The sequence below is a fragment of the Ilumatobacter sp. genome, from assembly GCF_046290335.1.
GTDB lineage: Bacteria > Actinomycetota > Acidimicrobiia > Acidimicrobiales > Ilumatobacteraceae > Ilumatobacter_A.
Genome location: NZ_JBKAGH010000007.1, coordinates 169,182 through 188,789, shown reverse-complemented (window position 1 = coordinate 188,789; position 19,608 = coordinate 169,182). Strand labels below are relative to the sequence as shown.

Genomic DNA, 19,608 nt, shown 5'->3' with positions numbered 1-19,608 from the left:
GGCGCCGTTGGCGCATCGAGCGCCGCGGTCAGTGCGCGGCGACCGGCACCGCGTCGAGGCGCGGCAGCAACGTCAGCATCTCAGTGGCGGAGACCGCTGGTGAGAACAGCCAGCCTTGGAAGGACGAACAGCCGAGTGACACGAGTCGTTGGAGTTGGTACGGCTGCTCGACGCCCTCGGCCACACAGCTGAGCTGCAGGCTTTCACTCAAGCCGAGGATGGCGGTGGTCAAGTTGGTGGCGGCGGTGTCGATGTCGATGCCAGCGACGAAGCGTCGATCGATCTTCACGCCGTCGACGGGCAGTTCGAGGAGGTGGGACAAGCTCGAGTAGCCGGTTCCGAAGTCGTCGATCGAGACGTGGGTTCCGGCGCGCCGGAGCGTTTGCATGTTGTTGAGTGCGGTCGCACCGGGTGCGAGCAGGTCGGTTTCGGTGAGTTCGACGACGATCTGCGCCGGGTTGGTTCCGTGCGACTCGCATCGGGACAGGAAACTCGACGCGAACGCCGGCTCGGAGATCACCTTCGGATCGACGTTGACGTGGACCTCGACGTGGCCGTAGCCCGATCCGGTGAGCTGACTGGCGAACGCGAGCGACAAGTCCAGGACTTGGTCGTCGATCGCCTTCGCGAGCCCCGCCATCTGTGCGATCGGCAGGATCTCGCCGACGCCGAGCACCCCGCGCAGCGGGTGCACCCAGCGCACGAGTGCCTCGACGGCGATGACCGTGCCGTTCGCGTCGACGATCGGCTGAAAGAACGGTTGGATCTCCCCGCTGGCGAGCGCCGCCCGCAGTTGGTCGAGGTGGACGCGTCGTTCGTTGATCGCGTCGAAGGTGATCCCGCCGCTCTCGGGTGCGGCGTTGCGCTTGATCGCCATCAGTTCGTTGCTGGCGCTGGCGAGGAGGGAATCGAGACCCTGCGGACGCGCTTCGAACGCGGTGGCGGTCCGGATCTCGATGTTGATCTCTTGACCGTCGTGCACGATCGGGCGGGCAGCTTCGCGCCGGATCCGCTCGCGCAACATCTCGATGGCCGACACGCTGGCGGACCGCACTGCGAGGACGAACTCGTCGCCGCCGAACCGGGCGGTGAGCAGGTCGGGCCAGCGAACGTCGTCGATCCGCTGAGCGACCGCGGTGAGCACTGCGTCGCCCACTCGCTCGCCGTACAGCTCGTTGATCGAACGGAACTGCACGACGTCGAGGATCATCAAGCCGAGTCCGCCGCCCTGTCGAAGGAGTTCATGTGCGCCCTTCATGAAGCCATCTCGATTGAGCAGACCGGTGCGACGGTCGTGATCGGCGAGGAAGTCGACGCGCTCGCGAGCATCGCTCAGCGCCGCGGCCACCTGCCCTGACACGATGTAGCCGCCGAGGGTTGCATCGGCGCTGAGGTTGTTGACGGTGAACTCGCAGGTCAGGTAGTCGCCGCTGATGGTCCGGAATCGAGCGTCGAGTTGCGCTGACTCGTGGATGCCGAGGTTGCTGACCACGTCGAGGACCTGGGCCCGATCGTCGTCGTGGAGGAGCGAGACGAACGCCTGGCCCGCGACGAGTTCCGGGTCGTGCCCGAGCAGGCGGGTGACGGCACCGTTGACCGAACGAACTCGGCCGTCCGGATCGACGAGCGCGATCATGCCGTGCATGTTGTTCATGACCGAACGCAGGACTGCGACTTCGCCGCCATCCAACTCGAGCGCATGGCGATTGCTGATGTCTCGACAGATCAGCACGGTCATCGTCTGGCCGTCGATCTCGCGCTGATTGCCACGGAGCTCGAGTGACATCCACGCTCCGAGCCCGGTGCGAACTCGGCTGACGATGAGCTCACCGGTTCGCTTGGAGCCGACGCTCTCGAACGAGGCGAGCGCGAGGTTCATGTCGTCGGGATGGACCAGCGAAAAGATGCTGTTGCCGAGCAGATCTGCGGCGTTCCAGCTCATGAGTTGGCAAGCGATCTCGTTGACGAATCGGACATGCCCGCCACCGTCGAGGACCACGAGCGGGTCGGGTAGATCGTCCGGGCTCGGAAGCACGCGCGCGATCCTGTCAGAACTCACAGCACTATTTCGGTGCGCGACGCCTCGAAGTTGAGCAGGTCGCTCGTTTTTTTCGTGGTCATCGGAGTGGGTGGTCATCGGAGTCGGTGGTCATCGCTGTCGGTGGACATCGCTGTCGACTCCACGGTATTGCGCCATCGCCGTGGAGCAGGCGATGGGCCCTGATCGTCGATTCGATGGCGATGGACGACCGGGTGGTTTCGAGCGGCGTGGGTCGAGAGGTTGGGCGCGATGAGGATCGGCCATAGCCTTGCCGGGTCCCATCGGACCGGCGTCGCCGCCGCCGGTGGGTGCTGCGACGCCGTCGCAGTCGGATTCACCACGTGATCGCACCATGAGCAGCCTGGCCAACACGGCCACAAAGGCCAACACGGGGCGGCACTACATCGAGAGGCCTGCACCATGGCGACCTATTCACCGAAAGCCAAAGAGATCACCCGCGACTGGCACGTCGTCGACGCTGAAGGTCTTGTCCTCGGCCGTATGTGCACCGAGGTCGCCCGCGTCCTGCGCGGCAAGCACAAGCCGATCTTCGCGCCGCACATCGACACCGGCGATCACGTGATCATCATCAACGCCGACAAGATCGTGATGACCTCGGGCAAAGCCGAGCGCACGTTCAAGTACCGCCACTCGGGCTACCCGGGCGGCATCAAGTCGGAGTCGTTCGCGAAGCTGCACGCTCGCAAGCCCGAAGAGGCCGTGCGTCAGTCGATCCGGGGGATGTTGCCGAAGGGCCCGCTGGGCCGTCAGCAGCTCACCAAGCTCAAGGTGTACGCCGGTCCGGAGCATCCGCACGGATCCCAGCAGCCCACCCCGATGGCCATCGACCACGCCAAGGCTCGTTGAGCTGGCGCCTGACGACACGCAACGACTGACGAGAACGAGAACCCCATGACCAAGCCACTCACCCAGACCACCGGCCGCCGCAAGCGCGCGGTCGCCCGCGCCGCACTGCGCCCCGGGACCGGACAGTTCATCATCAACGGCAAGACGCTCGAGGCGTATTTCCCGACGGCCGCCTCGCAGATGGTCGTCGCCGAGCCGATGGTCGTCACCGAGACGCGAGAGTCCTACGACGTCACCGCCACCATCCACGGTGGAGGATCGAGCGGTCAGGCTGGCGCGCTGCGCATGGCCATCGCTCGATCGCTGGTCGAACTCGACCCCGAAGCCCGCAACGGCCTGAAGAGCGCCGGCCTCCTGACGCGTGACCCGCGTAAGAAGGAACGCAAGAAGTACGGCCTCAAGAAGGCCCGCAAGGCGCCGCAGTTCACCAAGCGCTGAGCCGTCGCCGGCTGGCTGCGCCCCCATGAAACTCGGGACCATGAAGTTCGGTACCGACGGGGTGCGTGGCGTCGCTCACGACGAATTGACCACCGAGTTCGCCGCACGCCTCGCGCGTGCGGCGTCTCGCGTTCTGGGGGCCTCTGCGGTGGTCGTCGGTGGCGACACGCGAGTCTCGACGCCCGACTTCGTCGACGCGCTCACCGAGGGCTTCGCGTCGGCGGGCGTCGCCGTCGTGCAGTTGGGCGTCGTGCCGACCCCGGTGGTCGCGTTCGAAGCGCAGCGACGCGGCGCGATGGGCGCCGTCGTGTCGGCATCGCACAACCCGTACCACGACAACGGCATCAAACTGTTCGCGGTCGGCGGCACGAAACTCGGCGACGACGTCCAGATCGCGATCGAAGCCGCGATCGACGCGGGAGCGGCAGCCACGAGCGAGACCGAGGCCCGCCACGAGTCGGTACGCGTCGGTACGGCGTCGGCGTCGGACGACGTGAACGACTACGAGGCGCATGTTCTGGCGCTCCTCGAGGGCCGTCGTCTCGACGGGATGCGCATCGTGGTCGACGCCGCCAACGGCGCGGCCTTCGCGATCGCTCCGGCGGTGCTGCGAGCAGCGGGCGCCGAGGTGATCGCCATCGGGGTCGATCCCGATGGTCGCAACATCAACGATCGGTGTGGGGCGACGCACCCCGAGGCCGTGGCGGTCGCCGTGCGTGAACACGCCGCCGATGTGGGCATCGCCCTCGACGGCGACGCCGATCGGCTCATCGCCGTCGACCACCGTGGTGACGTCGTCGACGGCGACCACATCATCGCCATCTGCGCGAACGATCTGCGCGAGCGCGGCCGTCTCGCTCACGACACCGTGGTGATCACGGTGATGACCAACCTCGGATTCCGGCGGGCGATGGATGACGCGGGCATCACCGTCGTGGAGACAGCGGTCGGTGACCGCTACGTGCTCGAGGCGCTTGCTGCCGGCGGGTTCTCGCTCGGCGGCGAGCAGAGCGGTCACGTCGTCTTTGCCGATCATGCGACCACCGGCGACGGGCTGCTCACCGCGATTGCACTCCTCGACGTGGTTCGGCGGAGCGGTCGCCCGCTTGCCGACATCGCTGCCGACGCCATGACCTCGCTGCCGCAGGTGCTCGTCAACGTGCGCGTTGCGACGACGGCGCCCGATGTCGCCGAACGGCTCGCCGACGAGATCGCCGAGGTCGAAGCTCGGCTGCGTTCCGGAGCGGGTGCGGGTGGCCGTGTCCTGGTGCGTGCGAGTGGCACCGAGCCATTGATCAGGGTCATGGTCGAAGCGGAGAGGGCTGATGACGCACAGCGGGTCGCCGACCATCTCGCCGACGTCGCCCGCCGACGCTTCGGCTGATCCGACCGCCGAATTCGGCCGCGATCCGAGCCAGCGCGGGCTGCGCGGTGTCGCCAGGCGCCCCGGACGACGACGTGCGGGCCTGGCCGATGGCGACCCGTCCGGGTGGATAGCGTGGTCGGCCATGTGCGGAATCATTGCCGTGGTCGGTCGGCCACCGACCCGTCAGGTGCCCTCGGCCGAGAATCTGATCGGTGGTCTCGACGCAGCGATCGAGATGACGCCCGACGTGCCGGCGATGGCGGCTGCGGTTCGCTCCGTCGACGAAGCGCTGCGCGGCCTGCCCGGCGTGCTGGCGCTCTCCGGACTCGTCGACATCGTCGCGTCGCTGACGTCGCGTCTCGATCGCCTCGACGCGTTCGCGGTCGAGCGAGAGCACACGCTCGACGCGAACGTCGACGAACTCGACGCCGACGACCTCGAAGTCGCCAACGCCGAACTGATCCAGCTCAAGGATGCGCTCTGGGCGGTCCGCAACGACCGGTTCCGCACGGTGCGAGAGGTCGAAGCACTCGCTGGCCGCGACGCTCCACGCTCGGCGCTCGGCGCGTACCTCGTCGCCCAGCAGGCGTTCTCGGCGCTCGACCGACTCGAGGTTCGCGGTCGTGATTCCGCTGGGATCCACCTGTTCGTACGTGGTCACGACATCGAGCCCGGAGCGCTGCAGACCTTGCTCGAACAACGCGGCCATGACCCGCTCTTCGAGTCGGGTTCGGTCGTTGCGATCGACTCCGGTGACACCCCGGTGCTCTCGTTCGTCTACAAGAAGGCCGCCGAGATCGGTGAACTGGGCGACAACACGGCGGCGCTGCGTCGTGCGCTCGTTGCCGACTCGCTGTTCCGTCGGGCGGTGTCGTCGCCGGGCGCCGAGGTCTCGCTGCTCGGGCACACTCGCTGGGCGAGCGTCGGCATCATCTCCGAACCGAACACGCACCCACTCAACTCCGAAGAGGCCGAGCAACAGGGCGGGGTCGACGCGCCGTACGTGGTCGCCGCGCTGAACGGCGACGTCGACAACCACGGCGACCTGCGAGTCGAGCACGGACTGCACATCGCACGACCGATCACCACCGATGCAAAGGTGATCCCGACGATCGCCAGCCGCCATCTCGCTGACGGCGTCGACCTGATCGAGTCGTTCCGTCGCACGGTGTCGTCGTTCGACGGCTCGGTGGCGATCGGAGCGATGGCAGCGGAGCGGCCCGACACCTTGTTGTTGGCGTTGCGAGGGAGCGGCCAAGGCCTCTACGTCGGACTGGGTGACGACTGCTACATCGTGGCGTCGGAGCCCTACGGCGTCGTCGAAGAGACCGAGCGCTACGTCCGCCTCGATGGCGAGCACGGCGGAGAGATCGTGGTCCTCGATGCGGCGACCGCTGGCGAGTTCGCCGGGATTCGCCGCATCTCCTACGACGGTGGCGACCTGCCCGTCGGTGACGACGACGTCCACGTTGCCGAGGTCACGACCCGCGACATCGACCGCGGCGATGCCCCGCACTACCTGTTGAAAGAGATCGGCGAGGCGCCCAACAGTTTCGCGAAAACCCTGCGCGGCAAGATCGCTCCGACCGACGACGGCGGACTCCGGGCTGTGGTCGGAGCTCGTGCGCTCCCCGACGTGATCGCTGCTCGGCTCGCCGATGGCACCATCACCCGAATCCGCGTGATCGGCCAGGGCACCGCCGCGGTCGCCGGACAGAGCACGGCTGCGATCCTCGACGAACTGACCGATGCCTCCCTCGACGTCGACGCGATCACCGCGACCGAGTTGTCGGGTTTCAACCTGCGCCTCGACATGAGCGACACGCTGGCGATCGCTGTCAGCCAGTCGGGCACCACCACCGACACCAACCGCACGGTCGATCTGATCCGCGCTCGCGGCGGCATGGTGATCGGTATCGTCAACCGGCGCGGTTCCGACCTCACCGACAAGGCCGACGGGGTGATGTACACCTCCGACGGCCGGGACGTGGAGATGAGCGTGGCCTCGACGAAGGCGTTCTACGCGCAGGTCGCCGCCGGCGCGCTCCTCGCCTGCGCGATCGCCGAAGCGGCCGGAGGCAACGACGCAGGTCGCCGTACACAGGTGCTCTCCTCGCTGCGTGCTCTGCCCGACGCGATGCGCGCCACCCTCGAACGACGCAACGTGATCGCCGACGCCGCGCGTCGTCTCGCACCGCCCAAGCGTTACTGGGCCGTGGTCGGCAACGGCCCGAACAAGGTCGCAGCCGAAGAGGTTCGGATCAAGCTCAGCGAGCTCTGCTACAAGTCGATGGCGTGCGACTCGACGGAGGACAAGAAGCACATCGATCTGTCGTCGGAGCCACTGATCCTCGTGTGTGCCGCAGGGCTCCAGGGGTCGACCGCCGACGACGTCGCCAAGGAAGTGGCGATCTTCAAGGCCCACAAGGCGACGCCGATCGTGTTCGCGAACGACGGCGACTCCCGGTATCAGGCGGCGGCCGTGATCGAAGTGCCGATCGTCGACCCGTCACTCGGGTTCGTCCTGTCGGCGATGGCGGGCCACCTGTTCGGCTACGAAGCTGCGCTCGCCATCGACGCGTCCGCCCACCCGCTGCGCGCCGCGCGCGAGGCGATCGAGCATCTCGTCGGCGAAGGCCTGTCGGGCGACGAGGCGGTCGAGCGCCTGCGGCGGGACCTGCAGCACGTGTCGCAGCGCTTCCACGACGGCTTGCGGTCCAATCTGTTCGACGGTCACCTCGAAGCGTCGACCGCCGTCCGGCTCAGCGGTATGTTCCGTGACCTGCTCTCCGATCGGCCGGTCGAGGCGTACCAGGAGTCGACGGGCAAGGTCGCGACCCCGTCGTCGCTGATCGACGACCTGGTCGCCGCGCTGACCTCGGCGATCGAGGAACTCACGCGTCCGGTCGACACGATCAAACACCAGGCGAAGACCGTCACGGTCGGAATCTCCCGCAGCGACGAGGGCATCATCGACCGTCCGCTCGTCCAGGCGGTGCTCGCCGCCGGCGCAGGCCGCGACGTGCTCAGTTACCGCACCCTCAAGGTGCTCGCCGACCTCGATCCCGCCGTCGCCGACGTCCGAGGATTCACCCGCTACGACATCGACGGCGACGCGCTGACGATCATCGACCGAGGCGGCATCTCGCGCGATCTGCCCAGCCGAGTCCGCGGCGTCAGCGTCGTACGCGGCACCAAGCATCGCGTCGCCAATGAGCGCGAGGTGCTCGTGGCGAAGGGTCGCAGCGACGGCCGCACTGTCATCTTCGTTCCGGAGGTCAAGGCCGGCCAGACCACCGGCATCACCTTGCTCCACGTCGCGTTCCACGACACTCGGCCCGCTGAGGTGATGCGCGGGGTCCTGCAGGGCTACGACCGCCGCTATGACCGGCTCGTCGACTGGGTGTCGGAAACCGAAGGGGTCTTCGACGAATCGCTGCTCGCGACCATCCCGGTGCACGAGTTGCTCATCGGCCCGATCTCGGCGACGGCAGATCACTGGCGATCGAGTCCGCCGTCGCCGTCGCCGTCGCCGTCGCCGTTGACGTCGTGAACGTGTCCGGGTCGGTGATCGGGATCGGGATCGACCTCGTCGACATCGAGCGGTTTCGGACATCCCTGGCGCGGACGCCGACGATGCGAACCCGGCTGTTCACCCAGGTCGAACTCGACTACGTTGCCCCGAAAGTCGACCCTGTGCCGTCGCTTGCGGCTCGCTTCGCCGCCCGCGAAGCGGTGATGAAGTCGCTTGGGCTGGGCCTCGGAGCGTTCGGTTTTCACGAGGTCTGGGTCGAGCGGGCCGAGTCGGGTGCGCCGTCTCTCGCGATCACGGGACGGGCGCTCGAGCTGGCCAACCGTGCCGGGGTGACCCGGTGGCATCTGTCGTTGACGCATTCGGCGTCGACGGCAGGCGCCTACGTGCTCGCCGAGTGAGCTGGGCCGGCGCTCGACTGACCGTCGGCTGCACGTCGAGATGCTGCAGGTGCGGCTCTCGTCGGAGCTCGGCGCGTACGGATTGGAGCGGGACGCCCCAGACTGCGATCATGTCGCCATGATCGACGAGTACACAGCGGCCTGGGATGAACTGACGGCACCGGGAGCCCAGTTCGCGATGAGTGAGATCGAGGTGCGCGACGTACCGATCCGAGTGTTCGACTCGGCTCCGCCGTCGATGCGCTTCATCTGGGAACTCGCCGCGTTCCATGCCGACAAGGACTATGTGGTGTTCGAAGACGAGCGCTTCACGTACGCCGAGGCCGACAAGATCGTCAAGGCCTTGGCGCATCACCTCGTCGAGGTGCACGGCGTGCAGCGCGGCGATCGCGTCGCGATCGCGATGCGCAACTATCCCGAGTGGGTCTTTTCCTACTGGGCGATCATCTCGCTCGGCGCAGCGTGTGTCGGGATGAACGCGTGGTGGACCACCGACGAGATGAAGTACGGCCTCGCGGACTCTCGGCCCAAGGTGCTCATCGCCGACGGTGAGCGCGTCGAGCGGGTCCTGCCGATCCTCGACGAGTTGCGTTCCGGCGACGGTGGCGCTCCCCTCCATCTCATGACGGTGCGCTACGACGGTGACCTTCCCGACGACGCCAGTCGGTGGAACGACGTGATCGACCCGGAGTCGGCGCCGGCGACGTTGCCCGACGCCACGATCGATCCCGACGACGACGCGTGCATCTTCTACACCTCGGGCACGACCGGCTTCCCGAAGGGCGCCCAGCTCACCCATCGAGGCTCGGTGCACAACCTGGTCGACCTCGCGTTCATGGCAGCGGTGAGTGCACTTGCTGCACAAAAGGCCGGGACGGCGTCGGATCTTCCCGACCTGAGTGCCGCTGGCGAGAAGCAGAACGTCTTCATGGCACCGACGCCGCTGTTCCACGTCACGGCCAACAACTGTCTGCTGCATCCGGCGACGATCTCGGGCTCGAAGCTCGTCCTCACCTACAAGTGGGATGCCGCCCGGGCGATCGAGTTGATCGAACGCGAAGGGGTCACCAACTTCTCGGGCGTGCCGACGATGAGCCGTGAGATGCTCATGCACCCGGACTGGGCGGCTCGTGACACGTCGAGCCTCGTGGGCATGGGCGGCGGCGGTGCGCCGGTGCAGCCCGACCTCGTCGAGAAGATCGACAAGTCGCTCGCCGGTGGTTCGCCGAGCACCGGCTACGGGCTCACGGAGACGCACGGCATCGTGACCGCCAACTCCGGATCGCTGTACGTGTCCAAGCCGGCCTCGTGCGGCCGCGTCGTACCGTGTCTCGATGCCAAGCTCATCGACGAAGCTGGCGAGGAAGTCTCCGGGTCCGGTGCGCGCGGCGAGTTGTGCGTTCGCGGTGCGGTCGTGATCAAGGGGTACCTCAACCGTCCCGAAGCGACGGCTGATGCGATCCAGGACGGATGGTTTCGCACCGGCGACATCGCCGAGATCGACGACGACGGGTTCGTCTACATCGTCGACCGCGCCAAGGACATGGTGCTGCGCGGCGGCGAGAACGTCTATTGCTCCGAAGTCGAGGCGGCGATCTACGAACATGCCGCTGTCGCTGAGGCCGCCGTGTTCGGGCTGCCCGACGATCGGCTCGGCGAGATCGTCGTCGCGGCGATCGTGCTCGCGCCTGGCGCCTCGCTCGACCACGCCGAGCTCTCGGCCTTCCTGGGCGACAAACTCGCCAAGTACAAGATCCCCGAGCGGGTGTGGTTCCTCAACGAGCCGCTGCCGCGCAACGCCAACGGCAAGTTCTTGAAGCGCGAGCTGCGCGACTCGCTGGCCGGCTGACGGCTCCGTTCACGCCTGGCGAACCCGTCGTGTTGTCCGCGTGCTTCGTGCTGCTGACGGCGCCGCGGTGGTTCGATGCGCATTCCGGTGGGCTCGGCGGCGCCGACGCGCCCGTGCGTGGCAAGCTGCACGCATGACTCCGGTCGTCACTCCGATCGAGATGGCAGAGATCGATGCCGCCGCGCCCGAGTCGCTCGAGGAACTCGTCGAGCGCGCCGGGCGTGCCGTGGCGCGAGCTGCAATCGACCTGCTCGGCGGGGCGTACGGCCGGACGGTGAACGTCCTCGTCGGCAAGGGCAACAACGGCGCCGATGGCCGTGTCGCCGCCCGGCACCTGGAACGTCGAGGCGTGCGAGTCCGGCTCATCGACGCGGCGATGCGTCCGCCGATCCTGGCGCGCTGCGATCTGGTCGTCGACGCTGCGTACGGCACCGGTTTTCGCGGGGAATGGATCGCCCCGGACGTCGGCGATGCGCTCGTGCTCGCCGTCGACGTGCCCAGCGGGCTCGATGCGTTGACCGGCGCGGCGGGCCCCGGCGTCCTGGCCGCCGACCGCACGGTCACATTCCAGGCGCTCAAGCCCGGCCTCCTGCTCCGGCGCGGGCCCGAGTTGAGCGGTTCGATCGAGGTGGCCGACATCGGCCTCGACGTCTCCGGCGCCACGCAGCACCTCGTCGGTCCAGCGGACGTCGCGGCATGGTGGCCGCGGCGCCGGATCGACGCGCACAAATGGAACGCGGCGGTCAAGATCATCGCCGGGAGTGCCGAGATGCCCGGCGCCGCCGTGCTGTGCTCGAGCGCCGCGGCGCGAGCCGGCGCCAGTCTCGTGTCTGTGTCGAGCCCGGGCACGCGGATGCCGGGCGTCCTCGGGGCAGGCGCGATGGGGCCAGGCGTCATGGCTCCGGGGTACGACGTGGCGACACCTCCCGAAGTCGTCCAGCGTCACGTGGCGGCCACCGACTTCGCCACTGACGCGCTCGTCGACATCCACCGTTTCGGGTCGTTGGTGATCGGTCCGGGTCTCGGCCGCGACGATGCCGTGTTGATGTCGGCACGAGCGTGCATCGCCGACGCGACCGTGCCGCTCGTGATCGATGGTGACGGCCTGTTCGCGAGCGCATGGAGTTCGGAGGGCGCCGCTCCGCTGCTTCGGTCGCGCGAGCTCGCCACGGTCCTCACTCCGCACGACGGCGAGTTCGCCAATCTCACGGGTGCGGCGCCAGGACCGGATCGAGTTGCATCGCTGCGCGCCACCGCGGACGACTTCGACACCACGATCTTGCTGAAGGGTGCGACGACCCTGGTCGCCTCACCCCGAGCTCATGACGATGATCGCACCGACCTCGCCGGGCCGGTGTGGTTCGTCGACCACGGAGATCAGCGCCTGGCGACCGCCGGGACCGGTGACGTGCTCGCCGGCATCATCGGTGCGCTTCTCGCTGCTGGCCTCGACCCGGGGCGCGCTGCCGCCGCCGCGGCGTGGGTGCACGCCGAGGCCGGTCATCGTTGCCTTCGCCACGGGCTGGTCGCAGGTGATCTGGTCGAACGGTTGCCGTATGTCGTCGAGGATCTCGCATGAGTGTCGACCTCCGGTGGGCATGGGCCGAGATCGACCTCGACGCGATCGGCCACAACGTGGAGACGATTCGCCGTCGCGTCGCGCCGTCAGCGCTCTGGGCCGTCGTCAAGGCGAACGGCTACGGCCACGGTGCCATCGGGGTCGCCCGAGCGGCGATGGACGCCGGAGCCGAGGGGCTCTGTGTCGCGCTCGTACAAGAAGGCGTCGAGCTGCGCCGGGCCGGGATCGACGCGCCGATCCTGCTGCTGAGCGAACCGCCACCCGAACTCGCCGCGACGATCATCGAGCACCGCCTCACCCCGGCGGTCTATCAGCGGCGGTTCCTCGATGCGCTCGTCGCCGAACGGCCGACCGGGCTTCCGGTGCACCTCCTCGTCGATACCGGGATGCAGCGCGTCGGCGCGCATCCGCACGCGGCGGTCTCGATGGCGACCGCGATCGAGCAGCGCGCACCGGAGCTGCGCCTGGCCGGGGTCTTCACCCACCTCGCGGTTGCCGATGACGCCGCAGCTGCCAACGTCTCGTTCACCGAAGAGCAGTTGGCGACGTTCGCCAAGGTGATCGAGCAACTCGGCGACGTTCCGTTGGTACACGCGGCCAACTCCGCGGGTGCGCTCGCTCATCCTGCGTCGCGCCTGTCGATGGTGCGCGTCGGGATCGCGATGTACGGGATCTCGCCAGGCGACGGGGTCAGCGAGCTGTGCGCTGACCTGCGGCCGGCGCTCGAACTGCGGGCCCGCGTGGCGTTCGTCAAACAGGTACGCGCCGGCAGTCGCATCTCCTACGGTCTGCGTCATCGGTTCGGTGAGGACACGACCGTCGCGACGATCCCGATCGGCTATGCCGACGGGGTCCCACGCCGATTGTGGGCGACTGGAGGTGCCGTCCTGATCGGTGGTCGTCGGTGCCCGATCGTCGGGGTGGTCACGATGGACCAGTTGATGGTCGATTGTGGCGATGTCGACGTGCGCGTCGGCGACGATGTGACGCTGATCGGACGCCAGGACGACGCCGTGGTGACCGCGGAGGAGTGGGGTCGACGACTCGACACGATCGGCTACGAGATCGTGTGTGGCATCTCGGGGCGCGTGCCGAGAGTTCCTCGCCGTAGCATCAACGGCTGATGTCCATCGAGCTTCGAACGGCGTCGACCGCCGAGACGCACGAGGTCGCCGCAGCGATCGCTGGCCTCGCACGGGCTGGCGACGTCATCGTGCTCGCCGGCGAGATGGGCGCCGGCAAGACGGCGTTCGCACAAGGATTCGGTCGGGCGCTCGGCGTCGACGGACCCATCACGTCTCCGACGTTCACGCTCGTGCACAGCTACGACATCGAGTCGGGTCCGCACGCCGGCAAGATCACCCTGCATCACGCCGACCTGTATCGACTCGACCACACCGCCGAGGTCGCTGAGCTCGCGCTGCCCGAACTGGCCGAGTTCCGCGGCATCGTGCTCGTCGAGTGGGGTGACGTCGTCGACGGCATGTTCGGGGACCACCTCGTCGTGTATCTCGAGACGGCGTACGACGACGCTCTCGACCTCGATGCAGGTGATGCAGGTGATGCAGGTGACGACGACCTCGACGTCTTGAGCCTCGAAGGGCGTCGGATCATCGAGATCGCCGGTGTCGGCGCGAGCTGGGCCGGACGATGGGAACGGCTCAGCGACGCCGTGGAGGGCTACCGATGCTGATCCTCGGAATCGAAACGGCGACCGAGCGCGTCAGCGTGGCCGTCGGCGGCCACGAAGGCGTGATCGGTCTGTTCGAGATCACCAAGGGACGACGCCATGCCGAGACCCTCGTCCCGGCGATCCAGTTCGTGATGGAGCAGGCCGACATCGAACTCGACGAGATCAGCGTCGTCGCCGTCGACATCGGGCCCGGGCTGTTCACCGGGATGCGTGTCGGACTCGCCACGGCCAAGGCGATCGCCCAGGCGCTGCGCGTGCCGATGATCGGGATCTCCTCGCTCGACTTGCTCGCGTTCTCGAGTCGCCACGCCGACAAGGTCGTCGTGCCGGTGATCGACGCCCGCAAGGGTGAGGTCTTCTACGCCATGTACCGCCAGGTTCCCGGTGGAATCCAGCAGATCGCGGATCCGATGGTGGGTCCGGTCGACGAACTCGTCGCCGACCTGATGGCGCGCAATCAAGACGTGCTGTGCATCGGCGACGGCGCACGTCGATACCGGGACGAGATCGTCGAGGGGTACCACTGCGAGATCGGCGGTGACGACCACCCGTCGGCGTCGCCGCTGGTGCAGCTCGCGCATGCCCGTGCGCTGCGCGAAGAGTGGGTGAACGCACGCGAGATCGAGCCCTTGTACCTGCGTGCGCCCGACGCCGTGATCAACTGGGCGACACGGGAGAGCCGGCGATGAGCGTCATCGAACGCATGCTCCGACGCGACGACGTTCCCGACGACGGCGAGTTCGTGCGGCTGTCGCCGATGCGTCGCCGCGATCTGAAGGCCGGAGTGCTGGAGGTCGAGCGCCTGGCTTACCCGAAGCCGTGGTCGTCGGGTGTGTTCCAGAGCGAACTCGAACAGGTCAAATCGGGCTCGCGGCACTACCTCGTCGCTCGGCTCGGTGGCCGCATCGTCGGCCACGCTGGGCTCTGGTTCGCGGCCGACGAGGCGCACGTCACCAACGTGGCCGTTCATCCGGCGGCTCGTCGACGTGGGATCGCACGAACGATGATGTCGGCCCTCGCGGAAGAGGCACTGCGACGTGCGTGTGTCTCCTGGACGCTGGAAGTGCGCGTCTCGAGCACCGGCGCACAGGAGCTGTACCGGTCGTTCGGGTTCGTCCCGGCCGGAGTTCGCCAAAAGTACTACGAGAACACCGAGGACGCGATCGTGATGTGGTGCCACGACATCGACTCCGAGGAGTATCGGGCCCGACTCGATGCGCTGGCCGCTGGAGGTGTGATGTGAACACGGCGGATGATCGGACCACGGTGAACGCGGTCTGCGACGAGTCGACGCTGGTGCTCGGCATCGAGACGAGTTGCGACGAGACGGCCGCGGCGCTGGTGATGGGCGGCCACGACGTCGTGTCGAACGTCGTGTCGACCCAGATCGATCTGCACGCGGCATTCGGCGGCGTGGTGCCGGAGGTCGCGTCGCGAGCGCATCTCGATGTGCTCAACCCGGTGATCGCCCGCGCGATCGTCGAAGGTGGGGTCGACGAATCGCGCATCGATGCTGTCGCCTGCACGGTCGGACCCGGCCTGGTCGGTGCGTTGCTCGTCGGCGTCTCGGCAGCGAAGGCGTTGGCGCTCGCCTGGGACAAGCCGTTCGTGGCGGTGAATCACATGGAGGCACACCTCTATGCGGCGTCGCTCGAGGACCCGACGCTCGAGTTTCCGCTGGTGGTGCTGCTGGTGTCGGGCGGTCACACGATGCTCGTCGAGATGCGTGACCACGGGCAGTATCGACTGCTCGGCCAGACGATCGACGACGCCGCTGGTGAAGCGTTCGACAAAGTGGCTCGGTTCCTCGAACTCGGATACCCCGGTGGCCCGGCGATCGACGAGACGGCGCTGCTCGGCGACCCGGATGCGATTGCATTCCCGCGCGCGATGAAGGACGAAGGTCTCGACTTCTCCTTCTCCGGTCTGAAGACCTCCGTCATGAACTACGTGCGCAAGCATCCCGATGTGGGCGACGCGGACATCGCCGCGTCGTTCCAGATGGCGGTCGTCGACGTGCTCGTGCACAAGGCGCGCCGTGCCGCGAAGCAGGTCGGTGCGACGGGCATCGTGCTCGGGGGTGGCGTGGCAGCGAACTCGCTGTTGCGCGAAGAACTGCTCGGCGCATGCGAAGCCGATGGAATCCAGGGGTTCTTGCCGAGCCGCTCGATGTGCACCGACAACGCGGCGATGATCGCAGCGACCGGTTGGCATCGACTTCGTTCCGACGGCCCCTCCTCGCTCGCCACGGGCGCCACCCCCAACCTTCGCCTCCCTCTCCTCGACTGAGCGCCGCTGCAGCAGGTCATCGTGCCTGGCACCATGACCTCACCATGACCTGCAGCATGGCCTGCAGCATGGCCCAGACGCCATCTTGACGTGCGGGCGTGGGACACTGGGGGAATGTCGAATGACGAGTTCCCTCCGCCGGGTGAGCCCGGCGACATTCCTGGGCTGCCGAACAATCCGGTGGAGGGCGCGCCGACGGAGCCGACTCAGGTGTTTCCGACGTTGCCGCCTGCGGCCGGGACACCTCAGCCTCCGGGTGCCCCCGAGCGTGGCGAACCCGTCGATCCGAACCTGCCGCCCGGGCCGCCGCCCGGCGCCGAGCAGCCCTACATCGCCACGCTCGACGACCCACCGCCGTGGTACCGCCAGCCGGGGCAACTCGCGCTCGTGCTCTTCGGAGTGCTCGCCGTGATCGGCCTCGTCATCTTGCTCATCGTGCTCGGCGGCGGTGACGACGACGAGGAGGTGCTCGGCGAGATCGATGCGCCGGTGTCACTCGACGTGTCGCGGCTCGACGCGTCGGGCGCCGCCCGGGATTCGACGATCACGGCGGTCGTGTCCTCGCCGACGGCGATCGCGGCCGACTACGTCTGGATCGTTCCTGCCGAGGCCGTGGCCGGGCAGCCCGCAATCCGCCAGACCGATGCCGGAGGCCGGGCGCAGTTCCGCTGGGAGCCCACGGTGAGTCTCGACGCCGACGACTGGTCGACGACCGTCGAACTGGGCGAGCCGGTCGAGCCGGCCATCGCCGAGGCGGGCGTCACGGCGGAGTGCACGGTCGACCGTGGGGCCGACAGCAGCCCGAGCGTCCTCGCCGTCGACATCTCGTTCTCGGGTGCCGATTCCGACTCGTTGCGCATCATGACCGTGCGGTTTCCCAATGTTGAGTTCCGCAGCGGCAACCGCATCGATTGCACCCTGATCGACAACGCGCCCAGCGTCGAGACGACCACCACGGTGCTCGACCCGACGACCACCACGGCCGAGACGACGACGGTGCCGGACACGACCACCACCGTGCCGGAGACCACCACCACGACGACGGTGCCGGCAACGACGACCACGACGACGGTGCCGGAAACGACGACCACGACCACGACCACGACCACGACCACCACCACCACGACGACGGTGCCGGCAACGACGACCACGACGACGGTGCCGGAAACGACGACCACGACCACGACCACGACCACGACCACCACCACCACGACGACCGTTCCCCCGCCGGTTGCCGGGTCGCCCCTGGCGGTGTTGGGGGCCGAGCCGGACCTGTCGGGATTCGTGCAGCTGATCGATCTCGCCGGACTGCGCAGTGAGTTCGACGACCCGACGCGGGTGGTGACCATCTTCGCCCCCGACGACGATGCGATCACTGCGCTCATCGACGACCCCGATGGCCCCGATCTCTCCAACGCCGGCATCGCCCGCGACCTCGTGCGCGCCCACGTGTTGTCGGGGGAGGCGATCGATGCCGCAGAGGTCCTGACGCGCACTTCGATCGACATGCAGTTCGGCGGGCCACAACCCGTCGACGCGGGAGCGACACCGCCGACGATCGGCGGCGCCGGCATCATTGACACCGATCTCGCGTCGGACGAGGGATTCATCCACGTGATCGACACCGTGCTCGAACCGACCTGACCACCCGTCCGGCCGCGAACCGGACGCGGCCTGAGCGATCGGGCTCGTGACCCTCGCAGGTCCCGTCGGCGACGTTGAGGTCGCCGATACCGTGGAGGTTGATATGACGTTCTCGATCGGCTCTCACGAACTGGCTGCGCCCGTCGTGCTCGCACCGATGGCGGGCGTCACGAACGCGCCGTTCCGGGCGCTGTGTCGGCGCTACGCCGACGGCCTCGTGTACGTCAACGAGATGGTGATGGCGACGCCGGTCGTGCATGCGAACGCCAAGACCCATCGGATGATCAGCTTCGGTCCGGACGAACGGCCTCGCAGCCAGCAGATCTACGGCAGCGACCCGAACGTCATGGGCCAGGCAGTTCACCGGCTGTGCGACGACGGTCGCGTCGACCACATCGACATCAACTTCGGGTGTCCGGCCGCGAAGGTGACCCGTCGCGGCGGCGGAGCCGCGGTGCCCGCCCGCCCGGAGCTGCTGCGCTCGATCCTGCGGTCCGCGGTGTCCAACGCCGCACCGTACGGGGTGCCGGTGACAGCGAAGTTCCGGATGGGTCTCTTCGACGATTGGCTCACCCACCTGCGGACCGGTGAGGTGTGCGCCGAGGAAGGCGTGGCCGCCATCGCGATGCACGCTCGAACGGTCGAGCAGCACTACTCGGGCGAGGCCCGATGGGAAGCGATCGGGGAACTCAAGGCGCACATCGTCGGCCTCGGCTATGACATCCCGGTGCTGGGCAACGGTGACATCTGGGAAGCCTCCGACGCGGTCGCGATGATGGAGCAGACCGGCTGTGACGGTGTCGTCATCGGACGAGGATGCCTCGGCCGACCGTGGCTGTTCGCCGACCTCGTCGACGCGCTCAATGGGCGAGACGTCGCCCCGAGCCGACTGCTCGGCGAGGTGGTGTCGGTGATGGCCGACCACGCTCGAATGCTCGCCGACCATCTCGGGGAGAATCACGCGCTGCGCGATTTCCGCAAGCACACCGGTTGGTACATGAGCGGCTATCCGATCGGCTCGGAGTTTCGACGGCGATTCGCGATGGTCGCGACGCTCGACGAACTCGACGACATCCTCGGCGAGGTCCTCGACCAATGTGGCGCCGAGACCCGAATCGTCGATGGTGGCGAACGCATCAAGCGAGGGCACACACGCGGACCCACCAAGGTCTCGATCCCCGACGGCTGGCTCGACGGGCAGCAGCGGGCAGCGCTCGACACCGACGTGACCGTTCCCGACGACGACCAGCAGATGGCCATGTCGGGCGGATGACGGGTCGGGCTCTCGTCGAACTCGGTGACGGCTTGGACCTCGTGCTGGCCTCGGGGTCGCCACGACGGCGCGAACTGCTGGCGTCGGTCGGGCTGGAGTTCGTCGTTCGCCCGCCCGACATCGACGAACGTCCGCGCGGCGACGACCCGATCCGCTACGTCCAGCGACTGTCGAGAGAGAAGGCGGTCGCCGTCGCCCGGCCCGACGAGATCATCCTGGCCGCCGACACGACCGTCGAACTCGAGGGTTCGATCCTCGAAAAGCCGGTCGACCGCGACGACGCCCGCCGGATGCTGCGGTTGCTGTCCGGCCGTGTGCATCGGTGCCACACGGGAGTCACGGTGCTCACGTCGGAGTGCGGCCACGAGACCTTCGAGACGCTCGTGGTGAGCACCGACGTCGCGTTCGTCGCGCTGACGGAGCCCATGATCGACTGGTACCTGGCCACGGGCGAAGCCGACGACAAAGCGGGCGCATACGGGATCCAGGGGGCTGCGGGCGCCTTCGTCGAGCACGTCGACGGCAGCGTCACCAACGTGATCGGTCTCCCGCTCGCAGAGACACTCGGCATGCTTCGCCGAGCGGTGCGATCGGGCGACACCGTCGGTCGATGAGTGTCACCGTGACCTTGTTGCT

Annotated in this window: 16 protein-coding genes; 15 read left to right on the top strand and 1 reads right to left on the bottom strand. The window is 67.8% G+C overall.

The window, feature by feature from the left end; translation table 11 throughout:
- Positions 1 to 28: 28 nt before the first annotated feature.
- Positions 29 to 2,035 carry an EAL domain-containing protein gene (locus ACE37B_RS21510; RefSeq protein WP_409925401.1) on the bottom strand — a complete coding sequence of 669 codons (2,007 nt, stop codon included), beginning with the start codon at positions 2,033 to 2,035 and terminating at the stop codon, positions 29 to 31.
- Between the two features lie 426 nt (positions 2,036 to 2,461).
- Between ACE37B_RS21510 and rplM the strand changes: the two genes are divergently transcribed.
- From rplM to ACE37B_RS21435, 15 genes are all read left to right on the top strand, one after another.
- The gene (gene rplM / locus ACE37B_RS21505) at positions 2,462 to 2,908 is read left to right on the top strand and encodes a 50S ribosomal protein L13 (RefSeq protein ID WP_409925400.1); all 447 of its coding nucleotides are present in this window, start codon (positions 2,462 to 2,464) and stop codon (positions 2,906 to 2,908) included.
- A 45-nt stretch (positions 2,909 to 2,953) separates the two neighbouring features.
- On the top strand, positions 2,954 to 3,346 hold the full coding sequence (rpsI, locus tag ACE37B_RS21500) for a 30S ribosomal protein S9 (RefSeq protein ID WP_409925399.1): 393 nt from the start codon (positions 2,954 to 2,956) through the stop codon (positions 3,344 to 3,346).
- Between the two features lie 40 nt (positions 3,347 to 3,386).
- Positions 3,387 to 4,730 (top strand): phosphoglucosamine mutase, encoded by a 1,344-nt coding sequence (glmM, locus tag ACE37B_RS21495; protein WP_409925398.1) that lies wholly within the window; start codon positions 3,387 to 3,389, stop codon positions 4,728 to 4,730.
- A 124-nt stretch (positions 4,731 to 4,854) separates the two neighbouring features.
- Positions 4,855 to 8,265 (top strand): SIS domain-containing protein, encoded by a 3,411-nt coding sequence (locus ACE37B_RS21490; RefSeq protein WP_409925397.1) that lies wholly within the window; start codon positions 4,855 to 4,857, stop codon positions 8,263 to 8,265.
- A complete protein-coding gene (locus tag ACE37B_RS21485) occupies positions 8,262 to 8,645 on the top strand; it encodes a holo-ACP synthase (protein ID WP_409925396.1) in 384 nt (127 codons plus the stop codon). The genes ACE37B_RS21490 and ACE37B_RS21485 overlap by 4 nt, the downstream gene beginning before the upstream one ends.
- 118 nt (positions 8,646 to 8,763) lie before the next feature.
- Positions 8,764 to 10,494: a class I adenylate-forming enzyme family protein gene (locus ACE37B_RS21480; RefSeq protein WP_409925395.1), complete on the top strand. Its 1,731-nt coding sequence runs from the start codon at positions 8,764 to 8,766 to the stop codon at positions 10,492 to 10,494.
- Positions 10,495 to 10,627: 133 nt separating this feature from the next.
- Positions 10,628 to 12,073 (top strand): NAD(P)H-hydrate dehydratase, encoded by a 1,446-nt coding sequence (locus tag ACE37B_RS21475; RefSeq protein ID WP_409925394.1) that lies wholly within the window; start codon positions 10,628 to 10,630, stop codon positions 12,071 to 12,073.
- A complete protein-coding gene (alr, locus tag ACE37B_RS21470) occupies positions 12,070 to 13,197 on the top strand; it encodes an alanine racemase (RefSeq protein ID WP_409925393.1) in 1,128 nt (375 codons plus the stop codon). The genes ACE37B_RS21475 and alr overlap by 4 nt, the downstream gene beginning before the upstream one ends.
- On the top strand, positions 13,197 to 13,766 hold the full coding sequence (gene tsaE, locus ACE37B_RS21465) for a tRNA (adenosine(37)-N6)-threonylcarbamoyltransferase complex ATPase subunit type 1 TsaE (RefSeq protein ID WP_409925392.1): 570 nt from the start codon (positions 13,197 to 13,199) through the stop codon (positions 13,764 to 13,766). The genes alr and tsaE overlap by 1 nt, the downstream gene beginning before the upstream one ends.
- Positions 13,760 to 14,455, top strand: coding sequence for a tRNA (adenosine(37)-N6)-threonylcarbamoyltransferase complex dimerization subunit type 1 TsaB (gene tsaB, locus ACE37B_RS21460; RefSeq protein ID WP_409925391.1), 696 nt, complete (start codon positions 13,760 to 13,762; stop codon positions 14,453 to 14,455). The genes tsaE and tsaB overlap by 7 nt, the downstream gene beginning before the upstream one ends.
- Positions 14,452 to 15,009: a ribosomal protein S18-alanine N-acetyltransferase gene (gene rimI, locus ACE37B_RS21455; RefSeq protein ID WP_409925390.1), complete on the top strand. Its 558-nt coding sequence runs from the start codon at positions 14,452 to 14,454 to the stop codon at positions 15,007 to 15,009. The genes tsaB and rimI overlap by 4 nt, the downstream gene beginning before the upstream one ends.
- 23 nt (positions 15,010 to 15,032) lie before the next feature.
- Complete coding sequence (gene tsaD / locus ACE37B_RS21450; RefSeq protein WP_409925389.1) at positions 15,033 to 16,055, top strand: tRNA (adenosine(37)-N6)-threonylcarbamoyltransferase complex transferase subunit TsaD; 1,023 nt, start codon at positions 15,033 to 15,035, stop codon at positions 16,053 to 16,055.
- A 114-nt stretch (positions 16,056 to 16,169) separates the two neighbouring features.
- Positions 16,170 to 17,699 carry a fasciclin domain-containing protein gene (locus ACE37B_RS21445; RefSeq protein ID WP_409925388.1) on the top strand — a complete coding sequence of 510 codons (1,530 nt, stop codon included), beginning with the start codon at positions 16,170 to 16,172 and terminating at the stop codon, positions 17,697 to 17,699.
- A 103-nt stretch (positions 17,700 to 17,802) separates the two neighbouring features.
- Positions 17,803 to 18,972: a tRNA dihydrouridine synthase DusB gene (gene dusB, locus ACE37B_RS21440; RefSeq protein WP_409925387.1), complete on the top strand. Its 1,170-nt coding sequence runs from the start codon at positions 17,803 to 17,805 to the stop codon at positions 18,970 to 18,972.
- Positions 18,969 to 19,586, top strand: coding sequence for a Maf family protein (locus tag ACE37B_RS21435; protein ID WP_409925386.1), 618 nt, complete (start codon positions 18,969 to 18,971; stop codon positions 19,584 to 19,586). The genes dusB and ACE37B_RS21435 overlap by 4 nt, the downstream gene beginning before the upstream one ends.
- Positions 19,587 to 19,608: the final 22 nt, after the last annotated feature.